Annotated in this window: 13 protein-coding genes; 5 read left to right on the forward strand and 8 right to left on the reverse strand. The window is 73.3% G+C overall.

Going from position 1 to position 15,352, the window contains the following annotated elements:
• The first annotated feature begins 36 nt into the window (after positions 1 to 36).
• Both Tsedi_RS02125 and Tsedi_RS02130 read left to right on the forward strand, forming a co-directional pair.
• Entirely contained in the window at positions 37 to 627 is a 591-nt protein-coding gene (locus Tsedi_RS02125; protein ID WP_143893135.1) for an SIS domain-containing protein, read from the forward strand.
• Positions 624 to 1,295: a BON domain-containing protein gene (locus Tsedi_RS02130; protein ID WP_143893137.1), complete on the forward strand. Its 672-nt coding sequence runs from the start codon at positions 624 to 626 to the stop codon at positions 1,293 to 1,295. Before Tsedi_RS02125 ends, Tsedi_RS02130 begins: the two co-directional genes overlap by 4 nt.
• Before the next feature lie 34 nt (positions 1,296 to 1,329).
• Here the strand turns inward: Tsedi_RS02130 and Tsedi_RS02135 are convergent, their stop codons facing one another.
• Genes Tsedi_RS02135 through Tsedi_RS02145 form a run of 3 tightly spaced genes read right to left on the reverse strand, consistent with a single transcriptional unit; the run spans position 1,330 to position 4,475 of the window.
• Positions 1,330 to 2,253, reverse strand: coding sequence for an NAD(P)-dependent oxidoreductase (locus tag Tsedi_RS02135; RefSeq protein WP_143893139.1), 924 nt, complete (start codon positions 2,251 to 2,253; stop codon positions 1,330 to 1,332).
• An 11-nt stretch (positions 2,254 to 2,264) separates the two neighbouring features.
• Positions 2,265 to 3,401: a PilT/PilU family type 4a pilus ATPase gene (locus Tsedi_RS02140; RefSeq protein ID WP_143893141.1), complete on the reverse strand. Its 1,137-nt coding sequence runs from the start codon at positions 3,399 to 3,401 to the stop codon at positions 2,265 to 2,267.
• Positions 3,402 to 3,431: 30 nt separating this feature from the next.
• On the reverse strand, positions 3,432 to 4,475 hold the full coding sequence (locus Tsedi_RS02145; protein ID WP_143893143.1) for a type IV pilus twitching motility protein PilT: 1,044 nt from the start codon (positions 4,473 to 4,475) through the stop codon (positions 3,432 to 3,434).
• Positions 4,476 to 4,555: 80 nt separating this feature from the next.
• Here Tsedi_RS02145 and Tsedi_RS02150 point away from each other — a divergent pair, with 80 nt between their 5' ends.
• Complete coding sequence (locus Tsedi_RS02150; RefSeq protein ID WP_143893145.1) at positions 4,556 to 5,284, forward strand: YggS family pyridoxal phosphate-dependent enzyme; 729 nt, start codon at positions 4,556 to 4,558, stop codon at positions 5,282 to 5,284.
• Between the two features lie 59 nt (positions 5,285 to 5,343).
• Here Tsedi_RS02150 and putA read toward each other — a convergent pair whose 3' ends face one another.
• Positions 5,344 to 8,997 (reverse strand): bifunctional proline dehydrogenase/L-glutamate gamma-semialdehyde dehydrogenase PutA, encoded by a 3,654-nt coding sequence (gene putA / locus Tsedi_RS02155; RefSeq protein ID WP_143893147.1) that lies wholly within the window; start codon positions 8,995 to 8,997, stop codon positions 5,344 to 5,346.
• 109 nt (positions 8,998 to 9,106) lie between these two features.
• Between putA and Tsedi_RS02160 the strand changes: the two genes are divergently transcribed.
• Entirely contained in the window at positions 9,107 to 9,595 is a 489-nt protein-coding gene (locus Tsedi_RS02160; RefSeq protein WP_143893149.1) for an Lrp/AsnC ligand binding domain-containing protein, read from the forward strand.
• 35 nt (positions 9,596 to 9,630) lie between these two features.
• Here Tsedi_RS02160 and Tsedi_RS02165 read toward each other — a convergent pair whose 3' ends face one another.
• The 3 genes from Tsedi_RS02165 to Tsedi_RS02175 are packed head-to-tail and all read right to left on the reverse strand — an operon-like array spanning position 9,631 to position 13,818.
• The gene (locus Tsedi_RS02165; RefSeq protein WP_143893542.1) at positions 9,631 to 10,551 is read right to left on the reverse strand and encodes a delta(1)-pyrroline-2-carboxylate reductase family protein; all 921 of its coding nucleotides are present in this window, start codon (positions 10,549 to 10,551) and stop codon (positions 9,631 to 9,633) included.
• 5 nt (positions 10,552 to 10,556) lie between these two features.
• Positions 10,557 to 12,266, reverse strand: a complete 1,710-nt coding sequence (locus tag Tsedi_RS02170; RefSeq protein ID WP_143893151.1) for a sensor histidine kinase — start codon at positions 12,264 to 12,266, stop codon at positions 10,557 to 10,559.
• 58 nt (positions 12,267 to 12,324) lie between these two features.
• On the reverse strand, positions 12,325 to 13,818 hold the full coding sequence (locus Tsedi_RS02175; protein WP_143893153.1) for an FAD-linked oxidase C-terminal domain-containing protein: 1,494 nt from the start codon (positions 13,816 to 13,818) through the stop codon (positions 12,325 to 12,327).
• 181 nt (positions 13,819 to 13,999) lie between these two features.
• Between Tsedi_RS02175 and Tsedi_RS02180 the strand changes: the two genes are divergently transcribed.
• Complete coding sequence (locus Tsedi_RS02180; protein WP_143893155.1) at positions 14,000 to 14,425, forward strand: Hsp20/alpha crystallin family protein; 426 nt, start codon at positions 14,000 to 14,002, stop codon at positions 14,423 to 14,425.
• Positions 14,426 to 14,465: 40 nt separating this feature from the next.
• On the opposite strand, the gene Tsedi_RS02185 is transcribed toward Tsedi_RS02180, so the two are convergent.
• Positions 14,466 to 15,338, reverse strand: a complete 873-nt coding sequence (locus Tsedi_RS02185) for a LysR substrate-binding domain-containing protein (protein ID WP_143893157.1) — start codon at positions 15,336 to 15,338, stop codon at positions 14,466 to 14,468.
• Positions 15,339 to 15,352: the final 14 nt, after the last annotated feature.

The following is a 15,352-nucleotide window of genomic DNA, read 5'->3' on the forward strand; positions in this document are numbered from 1 at the left end:
AGGACCGCACCACCGCACCGCTTAAGATTGCGCCCCATGCTGACGCCGCGCATCCAGCAGCATTTCGTCGACGGAGCCGACCTGCAGTACCAGTGCGCCCAGGCGCTGGGCGCCCAACTGGAGGCCGCCGCCGGCGTGTTGCTGCACGGCCTGACCAGTGGCGGCAAGGTGCTGGTGTGGGGCGGCGGCGTGGCCGCCGCGCTGGCGCAGGCCTTCGTCGCGCAGCTGGTGGGGCGCTTCGAGCGCGAGCGGCCGGAGCTGGCCGCGCTGGCGCTGGGCACCGCCGTGGCGCCGGCCGACGCGGCGGCGTGGCCGACGGTGCGACAGCTGCGCGCGCTGGGCCTGCCGGGTGACGTGCTGGTGCTGCTGAGCGCCAGCGTGCCGGCGGCCGACGCGCTGGCGCTGCTGGAGGCCGCGCACGAGCGCGAGATGGCCGTGGTGGCGCTGACCGGCGCGCGGCCCGGCGAGCTGCCCGACGCGCTGCGTGACGGCGACGTCTGGGTGGCGGTGCCGACCGAGCGGCCGGCGCGCGTGCTGGAGGCGCAGCTGGTGGCGCTGCACGCGCTGTGCGACGCGCTGGATGCCCAGCTGCTGGGCGACGAGGACATGGAGACGGTGACCGCATGAGCAGGACAGGCAAGCAGGAGACCGTGTGCCGCAGGGCGCTGGTGCTGGTGTTGGCGACGGCGCTGGGGGTGGCGTCCAGCGGCTGCGCGCCGCTGGTGGCCGGCGCCGCGGTGGGCGGCACGGTGCTGGTGGCCACCGACCGCCGCACCGCCGCCACGCAGCTGGAGGATCAGACCATCGAACTGAAGGCGGCCAACCGCGTGCGCGAGCAGCTCGGCGAGCGCGCGCGCGTCAACGCCACCAGCTTCAACCGCAAGGTGCTGCTGACCGGCGAGGTCGCCTCCGAGGCCGACCGCCAGACCGTGCTGCGCATCGTGCAGGGCGTGGAGAACGTCGCCGGCGTGGTCGACGAACTGGCGGTGATGGGTTCGCCGTCGCTGACGGCGCGTTCGTCGGATGCGCTGGTGACCGCGCGCGTCAAGGCCGCCTTCGTCGATGCCAAGGACCTGTCGGCCAACGCCATCAAGGTCACCACCGAGCGCGGCACGGTCTATCTGATGGGGCTGGTGACGGCGCGCGAGGCGCAGCGCGCCGCCGACATCGCGCGCACCGTGCCGGGCGTGCAGCGCGTGGTGCGCGTGTTCGAGATCATCAGCGAGGCCGAGCTGGCGCGCCTGCAGCCGCCCCCGCCGAAGCAGGACCAAGCCGCGCCGGCCGGCGGCCGCTGAGGCGCCGCGCCGCCGCCCGCCGCGGGCGGCGGCGTCAGCGCAGGCGGCGGATCAGGCTGGAGGTGTCCCAGCGCCCGCCGCCCATGGCCTGCACGTCGGCGTAGAACTGGTCCACCAGCGCCGTCACCGGCAGGCGCGCGCCGTTGCGCCGCGCCTCCTGCAGGCACAGCGCCAGGTCCTTGCGCATCCAGTCCACCGCGAAGCCGAAGTCGAAGCGGTCCTCCACCATCGTCTTGCCGCGGTTGTCCATCTGCCAGCTCTGCGCCGCGCCCTTGCCGATCACGTCCAGCACCAGCTTCATGTCCAGCCCGGCGCGCTGGCCGAAGGCGATGGCCTCGGCCAGCCCCTGCACCAGCCCGGCGATGCAGATCTGGTTGACCATCTTGGCCAGTTGGCCGGCGCCGCTGGCGCCGATGCGGGTGACGGCGCGCGCGTAGGCGCCCATCACCGGCCGCGCGCGCGCGAACGGCGCCTCGTCGCCGCCGCACATGATGGTGAGCTGGCCGTTTTCGGCGCCGGCCTGCCCGCCGGAGACCGGTGCATCGACGAAGTGGCACCCGCGCGCGCGCGCGGCAGCGTGCAGCTCGCGCGCCACCTCGGCCGAGGCGGTGGTGTGGTCGACGAACACCGCATCGGCCGCCATGCCGGCCAGCGCCCCCTCGGGCCCGAGCACGACGCTGCGCAGGTCGTCGTCGTTGCCGACGCAGGCCATCACGAAGGCGGCCCCTTCGGCGGCGGCGCGCGGCGTGGCGGCCGTGCGCACGCGGTCGATGCCGCGCGCGGCCATGGCCTGCACCAGGGCCTCGGCCTTGGCGGCGGTGCGGTTGTAGACGGTGACGGTGTGGCCGGCCAGCGCCAGGTGCGCGGCCATCGGCCAGCCCATCACGCCAAGGCCGATGAAGGCCACGCGCTGCGGGGCAACGGCATCGTAGGAGGGCTTGGGGTTGACGTTGGGCATGAGAGTGCGGTTCAGACGATCTGCAGGTGTTCGGTGCCGGCGGCCAGGTCGCTGTTGCGCGCGCGCTGGCTCTCCAGCTTGATGCGCAGCTTGATGTCGTTTTGCGAGTCGGCGTTGCGCACCGCGTCCTCGTAGGAGATCTGGTAGGCCTCGAAGGCGTCGAACAGCGCCTGGTCGAAGGTCTGCATGCCGACCTCGGTGCTGCGCTTCATGACCTCCTTGATCTCGTTGATCTCGCCCTTCATGATGAGGTCGGCGATCAGCGCGCTGTTGAGCAGCACCTCGACGATGGCCACGCGCCCCTTGCCGTCCTCGCGCGGCAGCAGGCGCTGCGCCACCATGCCGCGCAGGTTGAGCGAGACGTCCTTGAGCAGCTGCGCGTGGCGCTCCTGCGGGAAAAAGTTGATGATGCGCTCCATGGCCTGGTTGGCGCTGTTGGCGTGCAGCGTGGCCAGGCACAGGTGGCCGGTCTCGGAGAAGGCGATCGCGTGCTCCATGGTCTCGCGGTCGCGGATCTCGCCCATCAGGATGACGTTGGGCGCCTGGCGCAGCGAGTTCTTCAGCGCGATCTCCCAGCTGTCGGTGTCGATGCCGACCTCGCGCTGGGTGACGATGCAGTTCTTGTGCGTGTGCACGAACTCCACCGGGTCCTCGATGGTGACGATGTGGTCGTGCGTGTGCTCGTTGCGCCAGTCCACCATCGCCGCCAGCGTGGTGGACTTGCCGGTGCCGGTGCCGCCGACGACGATGCAGATGCCGCGCTTGGCCAGCGCCAGCTGCTTGAGGATCTGCGGCAGGCCGAGCTCGTCGATGGTGGGGATCTTGGACGGGATGGTGCGCAGCACCAGCCCGACCTTGCCCATCTGCACGTGGGCGTTGACGCGGAAGCGCCCGATGCCGGCCGGCGCGATGGCGAAGTTGCACTCCTTGGTGCGCTCGAATTCCGCGGCCTGCTTGTCGTTCATGATGGCGCGCGCCAGCGCCTGGGTGTGCTGGCCGGTCAGCGGCTGCTGCGACACCTTGGTGATGACGCCGTCGACCTTGATGGCCGGCGGAAAGTCGGCGGTCAGGAACAGGTCGCTGCCATTGCGGCTGACCAGCAGCCGCAGCAGCTCATGGATGAAGTTGGTGGCTTGGTCGCGTTCCATCGCGCGCTCCTGCAGCGGGGCGGGCCGCCGTCAGACGGGGAAGTTCTCGGGATTCTTGGCCTTGGCGCGCGCCTCGGCGGCGGTGATGACGTTGCGGCGCACCAGATCCATCAGCGCCTGGTCCAGCGTCTGCATGCCGTACTGCTGGCCGGTCTGGATCGCGGAGTACATCTGCGCCACCTTGTTCTCGCGGATCAGGTTGCGGATCGCCGGGGTGCCGATCATGATCTCGTGCGCCGCCACCCGCCCGCGGCCATCGGCGGTCTTCAGCAGCGTCTGCGAGATCACCGCCACCAGCGACTCCGACAGCATCGCGCGGATCATGTCCTTCTCCTCGGCGGGAAAGACGTCGACGATGCGGTCGATGGTCTTGGCGGCGCTGGAGGTGTGCAGCGTGCCGAACACCAGGTGGCCGGTCTCGGCCGCGGTCATGGCGAGGCGGATGGTCTCCAAGTCGCGCATCTCGCCCACCAGGATCACGTCCGGGTCCTCGCGCAGCGCCGAGCGCAGCGCCGCGGCGAACGAGTGCGTCATCGGCCCGACCTCGCGCTGGTTGACCAGGCTCTTCTTGGACTCGTGCACGAACTCGATCGGATCCTCGATCGTCAGGATGTGGCCGGGGTCGTTCTCGTTGCGGTGGTTGACCATGGCCGCCAGCGTCGTCGACTTGCCCGAGCCGGTGGGGCCGGTGACCAGCACCAGCCCGCGCGGCTTCATCGCCAGGTCGGCGAAGATGCGCGGGCAGTTCAGGTCCTCCAGCGTCAGCACCTTGGACGGGATGGTGCGGAACACCGCCGCCGCGCCGCGGTGCTGGTTGAAGGCGTTGACGCGGAAGCGCGACAGGCCCGCGATCTCGAACGAGAAGTCGACCTCCAGAAATTCCTCGTACGCCTTGCGCTGCGCGTCGGTCATGATGTCGTAGACCATCGCGTGAACCTGCTTGTGATCCAGCGGCTCGACGTTGATGCGGCGCACGTCGCCGTGCACCCGTATCATCGGCGGCAGCCCTGCGGACAGGTGCAGGTCGGAGGCCTTGTTCTTGACCGCGAAAGCCAGCAGTTGCGTGACGTCCATCCCGAATTTCCGAGGTTGGACGGACGGGCCGGCCTCCCCCAGCCGGCCCCGGTCCGTGTGCATTGATCGACGGGTTCATTATGGCAACGATTGCCGACAACCTCCAAACCGTGCGTGAGCGCATCGCGCGCGCCTGCGCCGCCGCCGGGCGCGACCCGGCCGCGGTGCGGCTGCTGGCGGTGTCCAAGACCTTCGGCCCGGCGGCGGTGGCCGAGGCCGCCGCCGCCGGCCAGCGCGCCTTCGGCGAGAACTACGTGCAGGAAGGCGTGGAGAAGATCGTCGCGTTGCGCGAGGCCGGCGTGGCGGGTCTGGAGTGGCACTGCATCGGCCCGCTGCAGAGCAACAAGACGCGGCTGGTGGCCGAGCACTTCGACTGGGTGCAGTCGGTCGACCGGCTCAAGATCGCGCAGCGCCTGAGCGCGCAGCGCCCGGCGCATTTGCCCCCGCTGCAGGTGTGCCTGCAGGTCAACGTCGATGGCGCGCCGACCAAGGCGGGCGTGGCGCCGGCCGAGGCGCTGGAGCTGGCGCAGGCGGTGGCAGCCTTGCCGCGGCTGCGGCTGCGCGGGCTGATGGGCATCCCCGATCCGCAGCCGGATGCGGCGGCGATGCGGCGCGTGTTCGCGCAGGCCGCGCAGCTGTTTCACCAGCTGCGCGCGCAGCTCGGTGCGCCGGACGACTTCGACACGCTGTCGCTGGGCATGAGCGACGACCTGGAACTGGCCATCGCCGAGGGCAGCACGCTGGTGCGCGTGGGCAGCGCGATCTTCGGGCGGCGGGCCTACGCCGCCCAAGCCGATCCGGCGGCTTGACCGGTGCCGGAGGGTGCCCCGGTCGCGGGGGCGTGCCGGGCACCGGCGCCTGCCGTGCGTCAGTCCAGCGCCATCAGCGTGGCGTTGCCGCCGGCGGCGGCGGTGTTGACGCTGACGCTGAGCTCGGTCAGCAGCCCCGCGGGCGGCTGGGCCGCGTCGGGCATGCCGGTGACGACCGGCACCACCGGCCCCGCGAGCGCCGCCAGCGCCTGCTGCAGCGTCACCAGCTGCGCGGCGTCGCCGTCGAACCACGCCACCTCCGGCGCCGTCGGCAGGGCGGCCAGCGCCGCCGCCATCGGGGCGGCGTCCACCAGCTCCAGCGGCTGGCCGCCCTGCGCCCGCACCACGTCGGCCATCGCGCGGCGCGTGGCAGCGTCGCGCGCCACGCACAGCACGTGCCGGCGCGGCCGCAGCGTCCAGGTGTCGCGCTGCCCCGTCGGGCCGCGCAGCACCACCGGCGCGCGCCAGTCCGACGGCTCAGCTGCCCCCATGAAGGCGCGTGCGCGCGCCACCGCGTCGGCGGGCGGGTCGGCCAGCAGCCGGTAGAGGTAGAGCGGCCCGCCGGCCTTCGGCCCCGTGCCTGACAGCCCTTCGCCGCCGAACGGCTGCACGCCGACCACCGCGCCGATCATGTTGCGGTTGACGTAGTGGTTGCCGGCGCGCACCCGCTGCGTCAGCGCCTCGATCGTCTCGTCGATGCGGCTGTGCACGCCGAACGTCAGGCCGTAGCCGGTGGCGTGGATGGCCTCGATCAGCGCCGGCAGCTGCCCGCGCCGCCAGCGCAGCACGTGCAGCACCGGGCCGAACACCTCGCGCTCGGGCAGGCGCAGGCCGTCGAGCTCGATCAGCGTCGGCGGCACGAAGGTGCCGGCCTGCGCCTCGGGCGGCAGCGGCAGCTGCCAGACGGCGCAGCCGCGCGCGCGCATCGCCTCGATGTGCGCGACGATGCCGGCGCGCGCCGGCTCATCGATGACCGGGCCGACGTCGGTGGCCAGCCGCGTGGGTGGGCCCAGGCGCAGCTCGCGCATGGCGCCGCGCAGCATCGCCAGCAGGCGCGGCGCGGCCTCCTCCTGCACGCACAGCACGCGCAGCGCCGAGCAGCGCTGGCCGGCGCTGTCGAAGGCCGAGGCGAGCACGTCCTGCACCACCTGCTCCGGCAGCGCCGAGGTGTCCACGACCATGGCGTTCTGGCCGCCGGTCTCGGCGATCAGCGGCACCGGCTGCGCGCGCCCGTCCGCGCCGCTGCGCGTGCGGCCCGCCAGCGCCCGCTGCAACAGCCGCGCCACCTCGGTGGAGCCGGTGAAGACCACGCCGGCGATGCGCGCGTCGGCCACCAGCGCCGCGCCGACCGTCTCGCCGGGGCCGGGCAGCAGCTGCAGCACGTCGCGCGGCACGCCGGCCTCGTGCAGCAGCGCGGTCATGCGCGCGGCCACCAGCGGCGTCTGCTCCGCCGGCTTGGCCAGCACCGGGTTGCCGGCGGCCAGCGCGGCGGCGAGCTGCCCGGTGAAGATGGCCAGCGGAAAGTTCCACGGGCTGATGCACGCCACCGGCCCGAGCGGCCGGGCCGCGCGCGGCCAGTGCGCGTCGGTGATCTGCGCGGCGTCGAAGCGCAGGAAGTCGATCGCCTCGCGCACCTCGGCCACCGCGTTGGCCGCGGTCTTGCCGGCCTCGCGCATCAGCAGCGCCACGAACGCCGGCATCTGCGCCTGCAGGGCATCCGCCGCACGGCGCAGGATGTCCGCGCGCGCCTCGGGCGCGGTGGCGGCCCAGCGCGGTGCGGCGGCCTGCGCCGCGGCCACGGCGGCGGCGACGTCGTCGGCGCACGCCTCGGCCACCGTGCCGACGACGTCGCCGTGGTCGGCCGGGTTGACGACGGGGCGGGCCGCGCCTCCGCCAGCGGGCGTCAGCCCCTCGGCCAGCCGCGGCGCGGCGTGCGGCGGCGCGGCGCGGCTGGCGTCCAGCGCGCGCTGCAGGGCGGTGAGCGTCCCTTCGTCGTTCAGATCCAGCCCGGCGCTGTTGGCGCGCATCGGGCCGTACAGCGCCGCCGGGGCCGGGATGCGCGGGTGCGGCAGGCCCGGCGCGCCTTCCGCGCGCGCCCAGCCCTCGACGGTGGCCACGGGGTCTTCCACCAGCGCCGCAAGCGGCACGCGGGCGTCCGCGATGCGGTGCACGAACGACGTGTTGGCGCCGTTTTCCAGCAGGCGGCGCACCAGGTAGGCCAGCAGCGTCTCGTGCGTGCCGACCGGGGCGTAGATGCGGCACGGCCGGCCGAGCCCTCCGGCCTCCACCGGCGCCACCACCTGTTCGTAGAGCGGCTCGCCCATGCCGTGCAGGCACTGGAACTCGTACTGGTGCGGGTGCCAGGCGGCGGGGTCGGCCATCTCGTGGATCGCCGCCAGCGTCTGCGCGTTGTGGGAGGCGAACTGCGGGAACACCGCCTCCGGCGCGGCCAGCAGCCGCCGCGCGCACGCCAGGTACGACACGTCGGTGTAGGCCTTGCGCGTGTAGACCGGGTAGTCCAGCCCGTCGAGCTGGGCGCGCTTGATCTCGCTGTCCCAGTAGGCGCCCTTGACCAGCCGCACCAGCAGCCGCCGTCCGCTGCGCCGTGCCAGCGCGATTACGTGATCGACCACCGCCGGCGCGCGCTTCTGGTACGCCTGGATGACGAAGCCCAGGCCCGCCCAGCCGGCCAGCGACGGCTCGTGCGCCAGGCGCTCGAGCAAATCCAGCGACAGCTCCAGCCGTTCGCTCTCCTCGGCGTCGATGTGCAGGCCGATGTTCACCTTGCACGCCGCTTCGGCCAGCGCGCGCAGCCGCGGGTAGAGCTCCTCCATCACGCGCGCATACTGGGCGCGGCCGTAGCGCGGGTGCAGCGCCGACAGCTTGATCGACACGCCGGGCCCGTCGATCACGCCGCGGCCGGCGTTGGCCGCGCCGATGGCCTCGATCGCGCTGCGGTAGGCGTCGAAGTAGCGCTGCGCGTCCTCCTCGGTCAGCGCCGCCTCGCCGAGCATGTCGTAGGAGTAGCGGAAGCCCTGCGCCTCGCGCGCGCGGGCGCGCTCGAGCGCCTGCTCGATCGTCTGGCCGGTGACGAACTGCTCGCCGAGCAGCCGCATCGCCATGTCCACCGCGCGGCGGATCAGCGGCTCGCCGCCCTTGCGCAGCAGGCCGGTGAGCGCCGCGCCCAGCCCTTCCTCGCTGTGGGTGGCGGTCAGGCGCCCGGTCAGCAGCAGGCCCCAGGTGGCGGCGTTGACGAAGGTCGAGGGGCTGCGGCCCAGGTGAGCGCGCCAGTCGCCGCGGCCGATCTTGTCGCGGATCAGCGCGTCGCGCGTGGCCGCATCCGGGATGCGCAGCAGCGCCTCGGCCAGGCACATCAGCGCCACGCCCTCCTGCGACGACAGGGCGTATTCCTGCAGCAGCGCCTGCACCAGCCCCTCGCGGCCGCGCTGCGGGGCGCGCCGGCGCAGCCCCTCGGCCAGCCGCCGCGCCAGCGCGGCCACGCGCGCGCCGGTGGCGGCGTCCAGCCGGGCCTCCTCCAGCAGCGCCGGCAGCAGCTCGGGCTCCGGCGCGCGCGCACGCGCCGGCAGCGCCGCCATCGTCGGGGCGCGCGCGATCGGGCCGTCGGCGAAGCGACTGACCCCGTGGGCAGGGTCGTCGGATGGTGGCGCGGGCGTGGCGGAGGCGGTGGGGGTGGGGATGGCGATGGTAGGCATGGCGGTCTTCACCTCGCGGTCCGATGGATCGCAAGTTTGATCCGGCCATCATCGAATGAGTGTCGTTTTTTGCGCTCGTTTACCGAATGTTCAGCTAAAGTGAAGGCCCATGGAAGGAAGATCTTCGAGTCCACGCACGGACCTGGACCGTCTCGATCTGCGCATCCTCGACGTGCTGCAGCGCGACGGCCGCATCACCAACCTGAAGCTGGCCGAGACGGTGGGGCTGTCGCCGACGGCGGTGCTGGCGCGCGTGCAGCGGCTGACGCGCGAGGGTTACATCCTCGGCTACGAGGCGCGTCTGAACCCGGCCAAGCTGGGGGCCGGGTTGCTGGTGTTCGTCGAGGTGCTGCTGGACCGCACCACCCCCAACGTGTTCGAGCACTTCAGGGCCGCGGTGCAGGCCGCGCCGCAGGTGCTGGAGTGCCACATGGTGGCTGGCGGGTTCGACTACCTGCTCAAGACACGCGTGGCCGACATGGCCGACTACCGCCGCTTCGCCGGCGACGTGCTGTGGCAGCTGCCCGGCGTGCGCGAAACCCGCACCTACGCGGTGATGGAGGAGGTCAAGAGCACCCACCGCCTGCCGCTGGCGTGAGCGGTGTCCGCGGCGGTGCCGGGCCGCGCCCGGCTTCAGCGGGCTGCGGCGGCCAGCGCGCAGCGGGCCGCGGCCAGATCCCAGCCGGCCCAGCCGCAGCTCTTGAAGAACACCGGCCCGCCCGCCCGGCGCGCGCGCCGCCAGGCCGGCGTGTCGCGCACCACGTCCGCCAGGGTGGGCAGCGCCGCCACGTCCAGCCCGGCCTGCAGCAGGTCGCCGGCCTCGTGGTCGGCGTCACGCGTGTCCACCACCAGCGTGCCGGTGGCGGCCAGATGCCGGCACACGTCGGGCGCCCACTCCACCATGCGCGGGGTGAAGGCGCCCACCGCGGCGACGAAGGCGTCGGGACGCGGCCGTGCGCGCAGCGCCACCGCCTGCGCGGGGGTGCAACTGACCACCAGCGGACAGTCGGCCAGCGCCGCGTCGGCGTCGTCCACGCGCTGCGCCTCCAGCCCCAGCCCGCGCGCATGGGCCACGAGCGCGTCGGCACTGGCGGCGCTGCGCGAGGCGACTTGCACCGCGCGCACGCCGAGCCCGGCCGCGAAGGCTTCCAGATGCGCGCGGCCCTGCACGCCGGCGCCGACGATCAACAGCGGCCCCTGCGGGCGTGGCGCCAGCCGCCGCGCGGCCAGCAGCGACACCGCCGCCGTGCGCCGCGCGGTGACGGTGGGGCCGTCCAGCACGGCGCGGCGCTGCCCGCTGCGTGCGTCGAAGACGACGACGTCGCCCTGGATGGCGGGACGGCCGTGGGCAGGGTTGTCGGGCACGAAGGTGATCAGCTTGGTGATGGCCAGGGCGGCGTCGGCCGCAGGCATCACGAACAGGCTGCCGCCGCCGGTCAGCGGCTGCACCAGGCGCGGCGGCACGACCACGGTGTCGTCGCGCAGCAGAGCCTCGAGGGCGTCGGCCAGTGCGGGGTAGGGCAGGGCGGCCGCAGTGGCGGCGGCATCGAGCAGTGCCGTCACGACGGGTCTGCACCGGCCGGTGGCTCGCTGCCCAGCGGCGGCAGCGTGAAGGTGAACGTGGCGCCCTCACCGGGCCGGCCCTCGGCCTGGATGCGGCCGCCGTGGCGCTCGACGATGCGCCGCGCCAGCGCCAGGCCGATGCCGGTGCCCTCGAACTCCTGTGCGCGGTGCAGGCGCTGGAACATGCCGAACAGCCGCTCGGCGCGCGCCGGATCGAAGCCGACGCCGTTGTCGCGCACCCAGAACACCGCCTGCGGCGCGCCGTCCGGGCCGCGCCGCAGCTCGCCGCCGACCTCGATGACGGCCGGCCGGCGCGGGCGGCTGTACTTGAGCGCGTTGGCCAGCAGGTTGTCCCATACCTGGGCCAGCAGCAGCGGATCACCCTGCACGCTGGGCAGGGCTGCGGGCAGCCTCAGCTCGACCTCGCCGGGCGCGCGCTGCAGCGCCGGATCGTGCAGCACGCGGTTGAGGCTGGCGCGCAGCAGACCCAGCATGTCCACCGCCTCCCACTGCAGCGCGGCGCGTCCGGTGCGCGCGAACGCCAGCAACCCCTCGATCAGGCGCCCCATGTGGGCGGCGGCCTCCTCGATGGTGCGCAGGTCCTCGGCGACGTCGGGCGCCAGCGGCGCGCCCAGATCCTCACGCAGCAGCTGCAGGTAGCTGGTGATGTGGCGCAGCGGCGCGCGCAGGTCGTGCGACACCGAGGAGGCGAACGCCTCCAGGTCGTCCACCGCCGCCTGCAGCGCCTGCGTGCGCTGCTGCACCTGACGCTCCAGCGCCTGGTTGAGCTCGCGCAGCAGCTCTTCCAGCCGGCGCACCTCGGTCATGTCGCGCACCAGGCAGGCCGTGCCCAGCGCTTCGCCGTCCGGCCCGCTCAGCGTCGTGTAGACCACGTGCGCCCACAGTCGCGAGCCGTCGGCGCGCCGCACCCAGCCGGTCGATTCGCTCTGGCCCAGCAGGGCGGCGCGTTCCAGCGCCTGCGGGGCGTCGGGCGGCAGCGGATGCGGGGCGTCGGCGCGGTCCGGGCCGTGGGTGCCCAGCACCGCCGCCGCCGGGTAGCCGAGCAGCCGCTCGGCGCTGGCCGGCCAGTCGCGGATCGCGCCGTCGGGGTCGAGGAAGAAGATCGCCGCATCGCGCAGCGCCGCCGACAGCGCCTGCCAGCGCGCCTGCTGCAGCACCAGATGCTGATCCTGTTGCTGCAGGCGCTGCCGCAGCGCCTGCTGCTGGCGCTCGCGCTCGGCCTCGGCGCGCTGCTGCGCCGTCTCGTCGCGCAGCAGCACGAACAGCCCGGCCACCGCGCCGTCGAGCCAGTCCGGTGCGAGCGTCACCTGCCAGTGGCGCGCGCGGCCGCCCTGCTGGCGCTGCACCACCAGCTCGCCGCGTTCGCCCCGCAGCGCCGGGGCCACCCACGGCAGCAGCGTGTCGAGCCAGTCATCGTCCAGCGCCTCCTGCCACGGCAGGCCGGCCGCCGTCTCCGGCGTCAGGTGCGCACGCAGCAGCGGCTGCGCCGCCGCGTTGGCACCGCGCACGCACAGCTGCGCATCCAGCATCAGCACGCCATCCGGCAGCGCCTGCAGCAGCCGCCAGGCCGCGGAGGGTTCCCCCTGGGCGGGCGGATCCGGCTGCGCGGGCGGGGCCGGCTGCAGCGCCGCGAAGAACGAGGGCGGCAGGTGCGTCGGCCAGGGATCGCGCGGCAGCGGCTGCATGGGAGCTACTGTAGCGCAAGGCCCGCGCCGTCCCGCGGCCCGTGTCCCCCTCGGGGGGTCAGAAGCGCGGCAGCTCGGGGTGCGGCAGCCGCCCGCCGCGCACCAGCATCTTGCCGTACTCGGCGCAGCGGTGCAGCGTCGGGATGACCTTGCCGGGGTTGAGCAGGCCGTGCTCGTCGAAGGCGCGCTTGAGCGCCAGCATCTGCGAGCGCTCCTCGGGGCTGAACTGCACGCACATGCTGTTGAGCTTCTCGACGCCGACGCCGTGCTCGCCGGTGATGGTGCCGCCCATGGCGACGCTGGTCTCGAGGATCTCGGCACCGAACGCCTCGGCGCGGCGCAGCTGCTCGGGGTCGTTGGCGTCGAACAGGATCAGCGGGTGCAGGTTGCCGTCACCGGCATGGAACACGTTGGCGCAGCGCAGCCCGTACTTGCCCTCCATCGCCGCGATGGCCTCCAGGATGTCCGCGAGGCGCTTGCGCGGGATGGTGGAGTCCATGCACATGTAGTCGGGGCTGATGCGCCCGCTGGCCGGAAAGGCATTCTTGCGCCCGCTCCAGAAGCGCAGCCGCTCGGCCTCGTCGCGGCTGACGGCCAGGCGGGTGGCGCCGGCCTGGCGCAGCACCGCGCTCATGCGTTCGATCTCCTCGGCCACCTCCTCGGGCGTGCCGTCGGATTCGCACAGCAGGATGGCCTCGGCGTCCAGGTCATAGCCCGCGTGGACGAAGTCCTCCACCGCCGCGGTCATCGGCTTGTCCATCATTTCCAGCCCCGCCGGGATGATGCCGGCGGCGATGATGGCGGCCACCGCGTCGCCGGCGGCGCGCACGCTGGCAAAGCTGGCCATGATGCAGCGCGCCAGCTGCGGGCGCGGGATCAGCCGCACGACCACCTCGACGACCACCGCCAGCATCCCCTCCGAGCCGATCACCGCCGGCAGCAGGTCCAGCCCCGGGGCGTCCGGCGCCAGGCTGCCGAAGGTCACCGGCTCGCCTTCCACGGTGAAGCCGCGCACCTGCAGCACGTTGTGCAGCGTCAGGCCGTACTTCAGGCAGTGCACGCCGCCGGAGTTTTCGGCGACGTTGCCGCCGATCGTGCAGGCGATCTGGCTGCTCGGGTCGGGGGCGTAGTACAGGCCGTGCGGCACGGCGGCCTCGCTGATGGCCAGGTTGCGCACGCCGGCCTGCACGGTGGCGGTCTGCGCCAGCGGGTCGATGGCCACGATGCGGTTGAACTTGGCCAGCGACAGCGTCACCCCCAGCGGGTGCGGCATCGCCCCGCCCGACAGCCCCGTGCCGGCGCCGCGCGCCACCACCGGCACCTTCAGCAGGTGGCAGGTGCGCAGCACCGCCTGCACCTGCTCCTCCGTTTCCGGCAGCGCCACCGCCAGCGGCCGCTCGCGGTAGGCGGTCAGACCGTCGCACTCGTACGGCGTGGTGTCCTCCGGAGTCCACAGCAGCGCGTGCGCCGGCAGCACCGCGGCCAGCGCGCGCACCACCTCGGCTTGGCGCGCGGCGCGCGCGCTGGCGTCGACGGGCGGGGCAGCGTCCATGGGGTGGCAGTGTAGGTCAACGTGGCGACGGTGGCGTTGAAATTCTGCGCAAGCCCCCTTGAAACGCGGCGGCGGCGGCGCCACCATAAGGATCGACGCGCATCGCGTCGGCCTGCCGGGGTGGAGGCGGCGGGCCGCCGCGGACCCCACACCCTCCACGACGCGAAGAGGAGTGAAGACGATGAGCAACCTGATTCCGCGCCGCATGAGCCTGTTCGATGAGTTCTTCCGTGACCTGGCGCCGGGCTTCTACATTCGCCCGCTGCACGGCGACCCGCTGCCGCAGCAGATCAAGGTCGAAGTCAAGGAGAACGACCAGGCCTACGTCATCTCGGCCGAGATGCCCGGCGTCGGCAAGGACAACATCCACGTCACGGTGGAGAACAACGTCGTGACGATCGCCGCCGAGGTCAAGCAGGAGGACGCCAAGCGCGACGGCGAGAAGGTGCTGCACAGCGAGCGCTACTACGGCCAGGTGTCGCGCAGCTTCGCGCTGCCCAGCGACGTCGACGAGTCCGCCGCCAGCGCCAAGTACGACGACGGCGTGCTGACCCTGACGCTGCCGAAGAAGGTGGCGGTGGCCGGCAAGCGCATCCGCATCGAGTGATGCCGCGCGGGCGCGGCGGCCGGGGCGGCGGTGGCGGCGCTCAGGCCACCGCCTGCTTGAGCCAGGCGGCAAACGTCGCGCACTCCCAGCGCTCCATCGCCCCCGCGCGCCAGCACAGGTAGTGCGCGTGGGGGCTGGGCACGTTGTGCGGGTACAGCCGCACCAGCGTGCCGTTGTCCAGCCACGGTGCGCCGAGCTTCAGGCGCACCAGCGCCACGCCCATGCCGGCGGCGGCGCCGTCGCACATCAGGCCGATGTCGTTGAACTGCGAGCCGTCGGCCGGCTCCGGCCAGTCCAGATGGTGGGCGGCGAACCACGTGCGCCACGGCTCCAGCGGGCTGCGCAGCAGCGGCACGCCCTGCAGGTCCTCGGGCTTCTCGAACGGCCCGTGCTCACGCACGAACGACGGCGAGGCCAACGGCGTGACCTCGTCCTTCAGGATGCAGGTGAACTCCACGTCCTGGTAGCGCCCGGTGCCGAAGCGGATCGTCAGGTCCGCATCCTCGGCCACCACGTCCAGCAGCGGGATGCTGACCTGCAGCGTCAGGTCGATCTCCGGATAGGCCTCGGCGAACTGGCGCAGCCGCGGCATCAGGATCGAGCGGGCGAAGGTCGGTGTGACCGCCAGCCGCAGCTTGCGCCGCCCGGGCGTGGCGCCGCGGCTCGGGAAGCGCTGCAGGCAGGCCAGCGCCTCGCGCACCTGGGCCAGGTACTCGCTGCCCTCGGTGGTGAGCGAGAAGTCCGCGCGCCCGAACAGCTTGACGCCGAGCTGCTCCTCCAGCTGGCGGATGCGGTGGCTGACGGCGCTGGGGGTGACGCACAGCTCGTCGGCGGCCTGCGTGACGCTGCGCAGGCGCGCCAGCGCCTCGAACGTCAGCAGGCACTGGATCGGTGGAATGCGCGGCGCGGGCATGGCAGGGGAACCGA

Origin of the sequence: Tepidimonas sediminis (assembly GCF_007556605.1) — a bacterium.
Lineage (GTDB): Bacteria > Pseudomonadota > Gammaproteobacteria > Burkholderiales > Burkholderiaceae_C > Tepidimonas > Tepidimonas sediminis.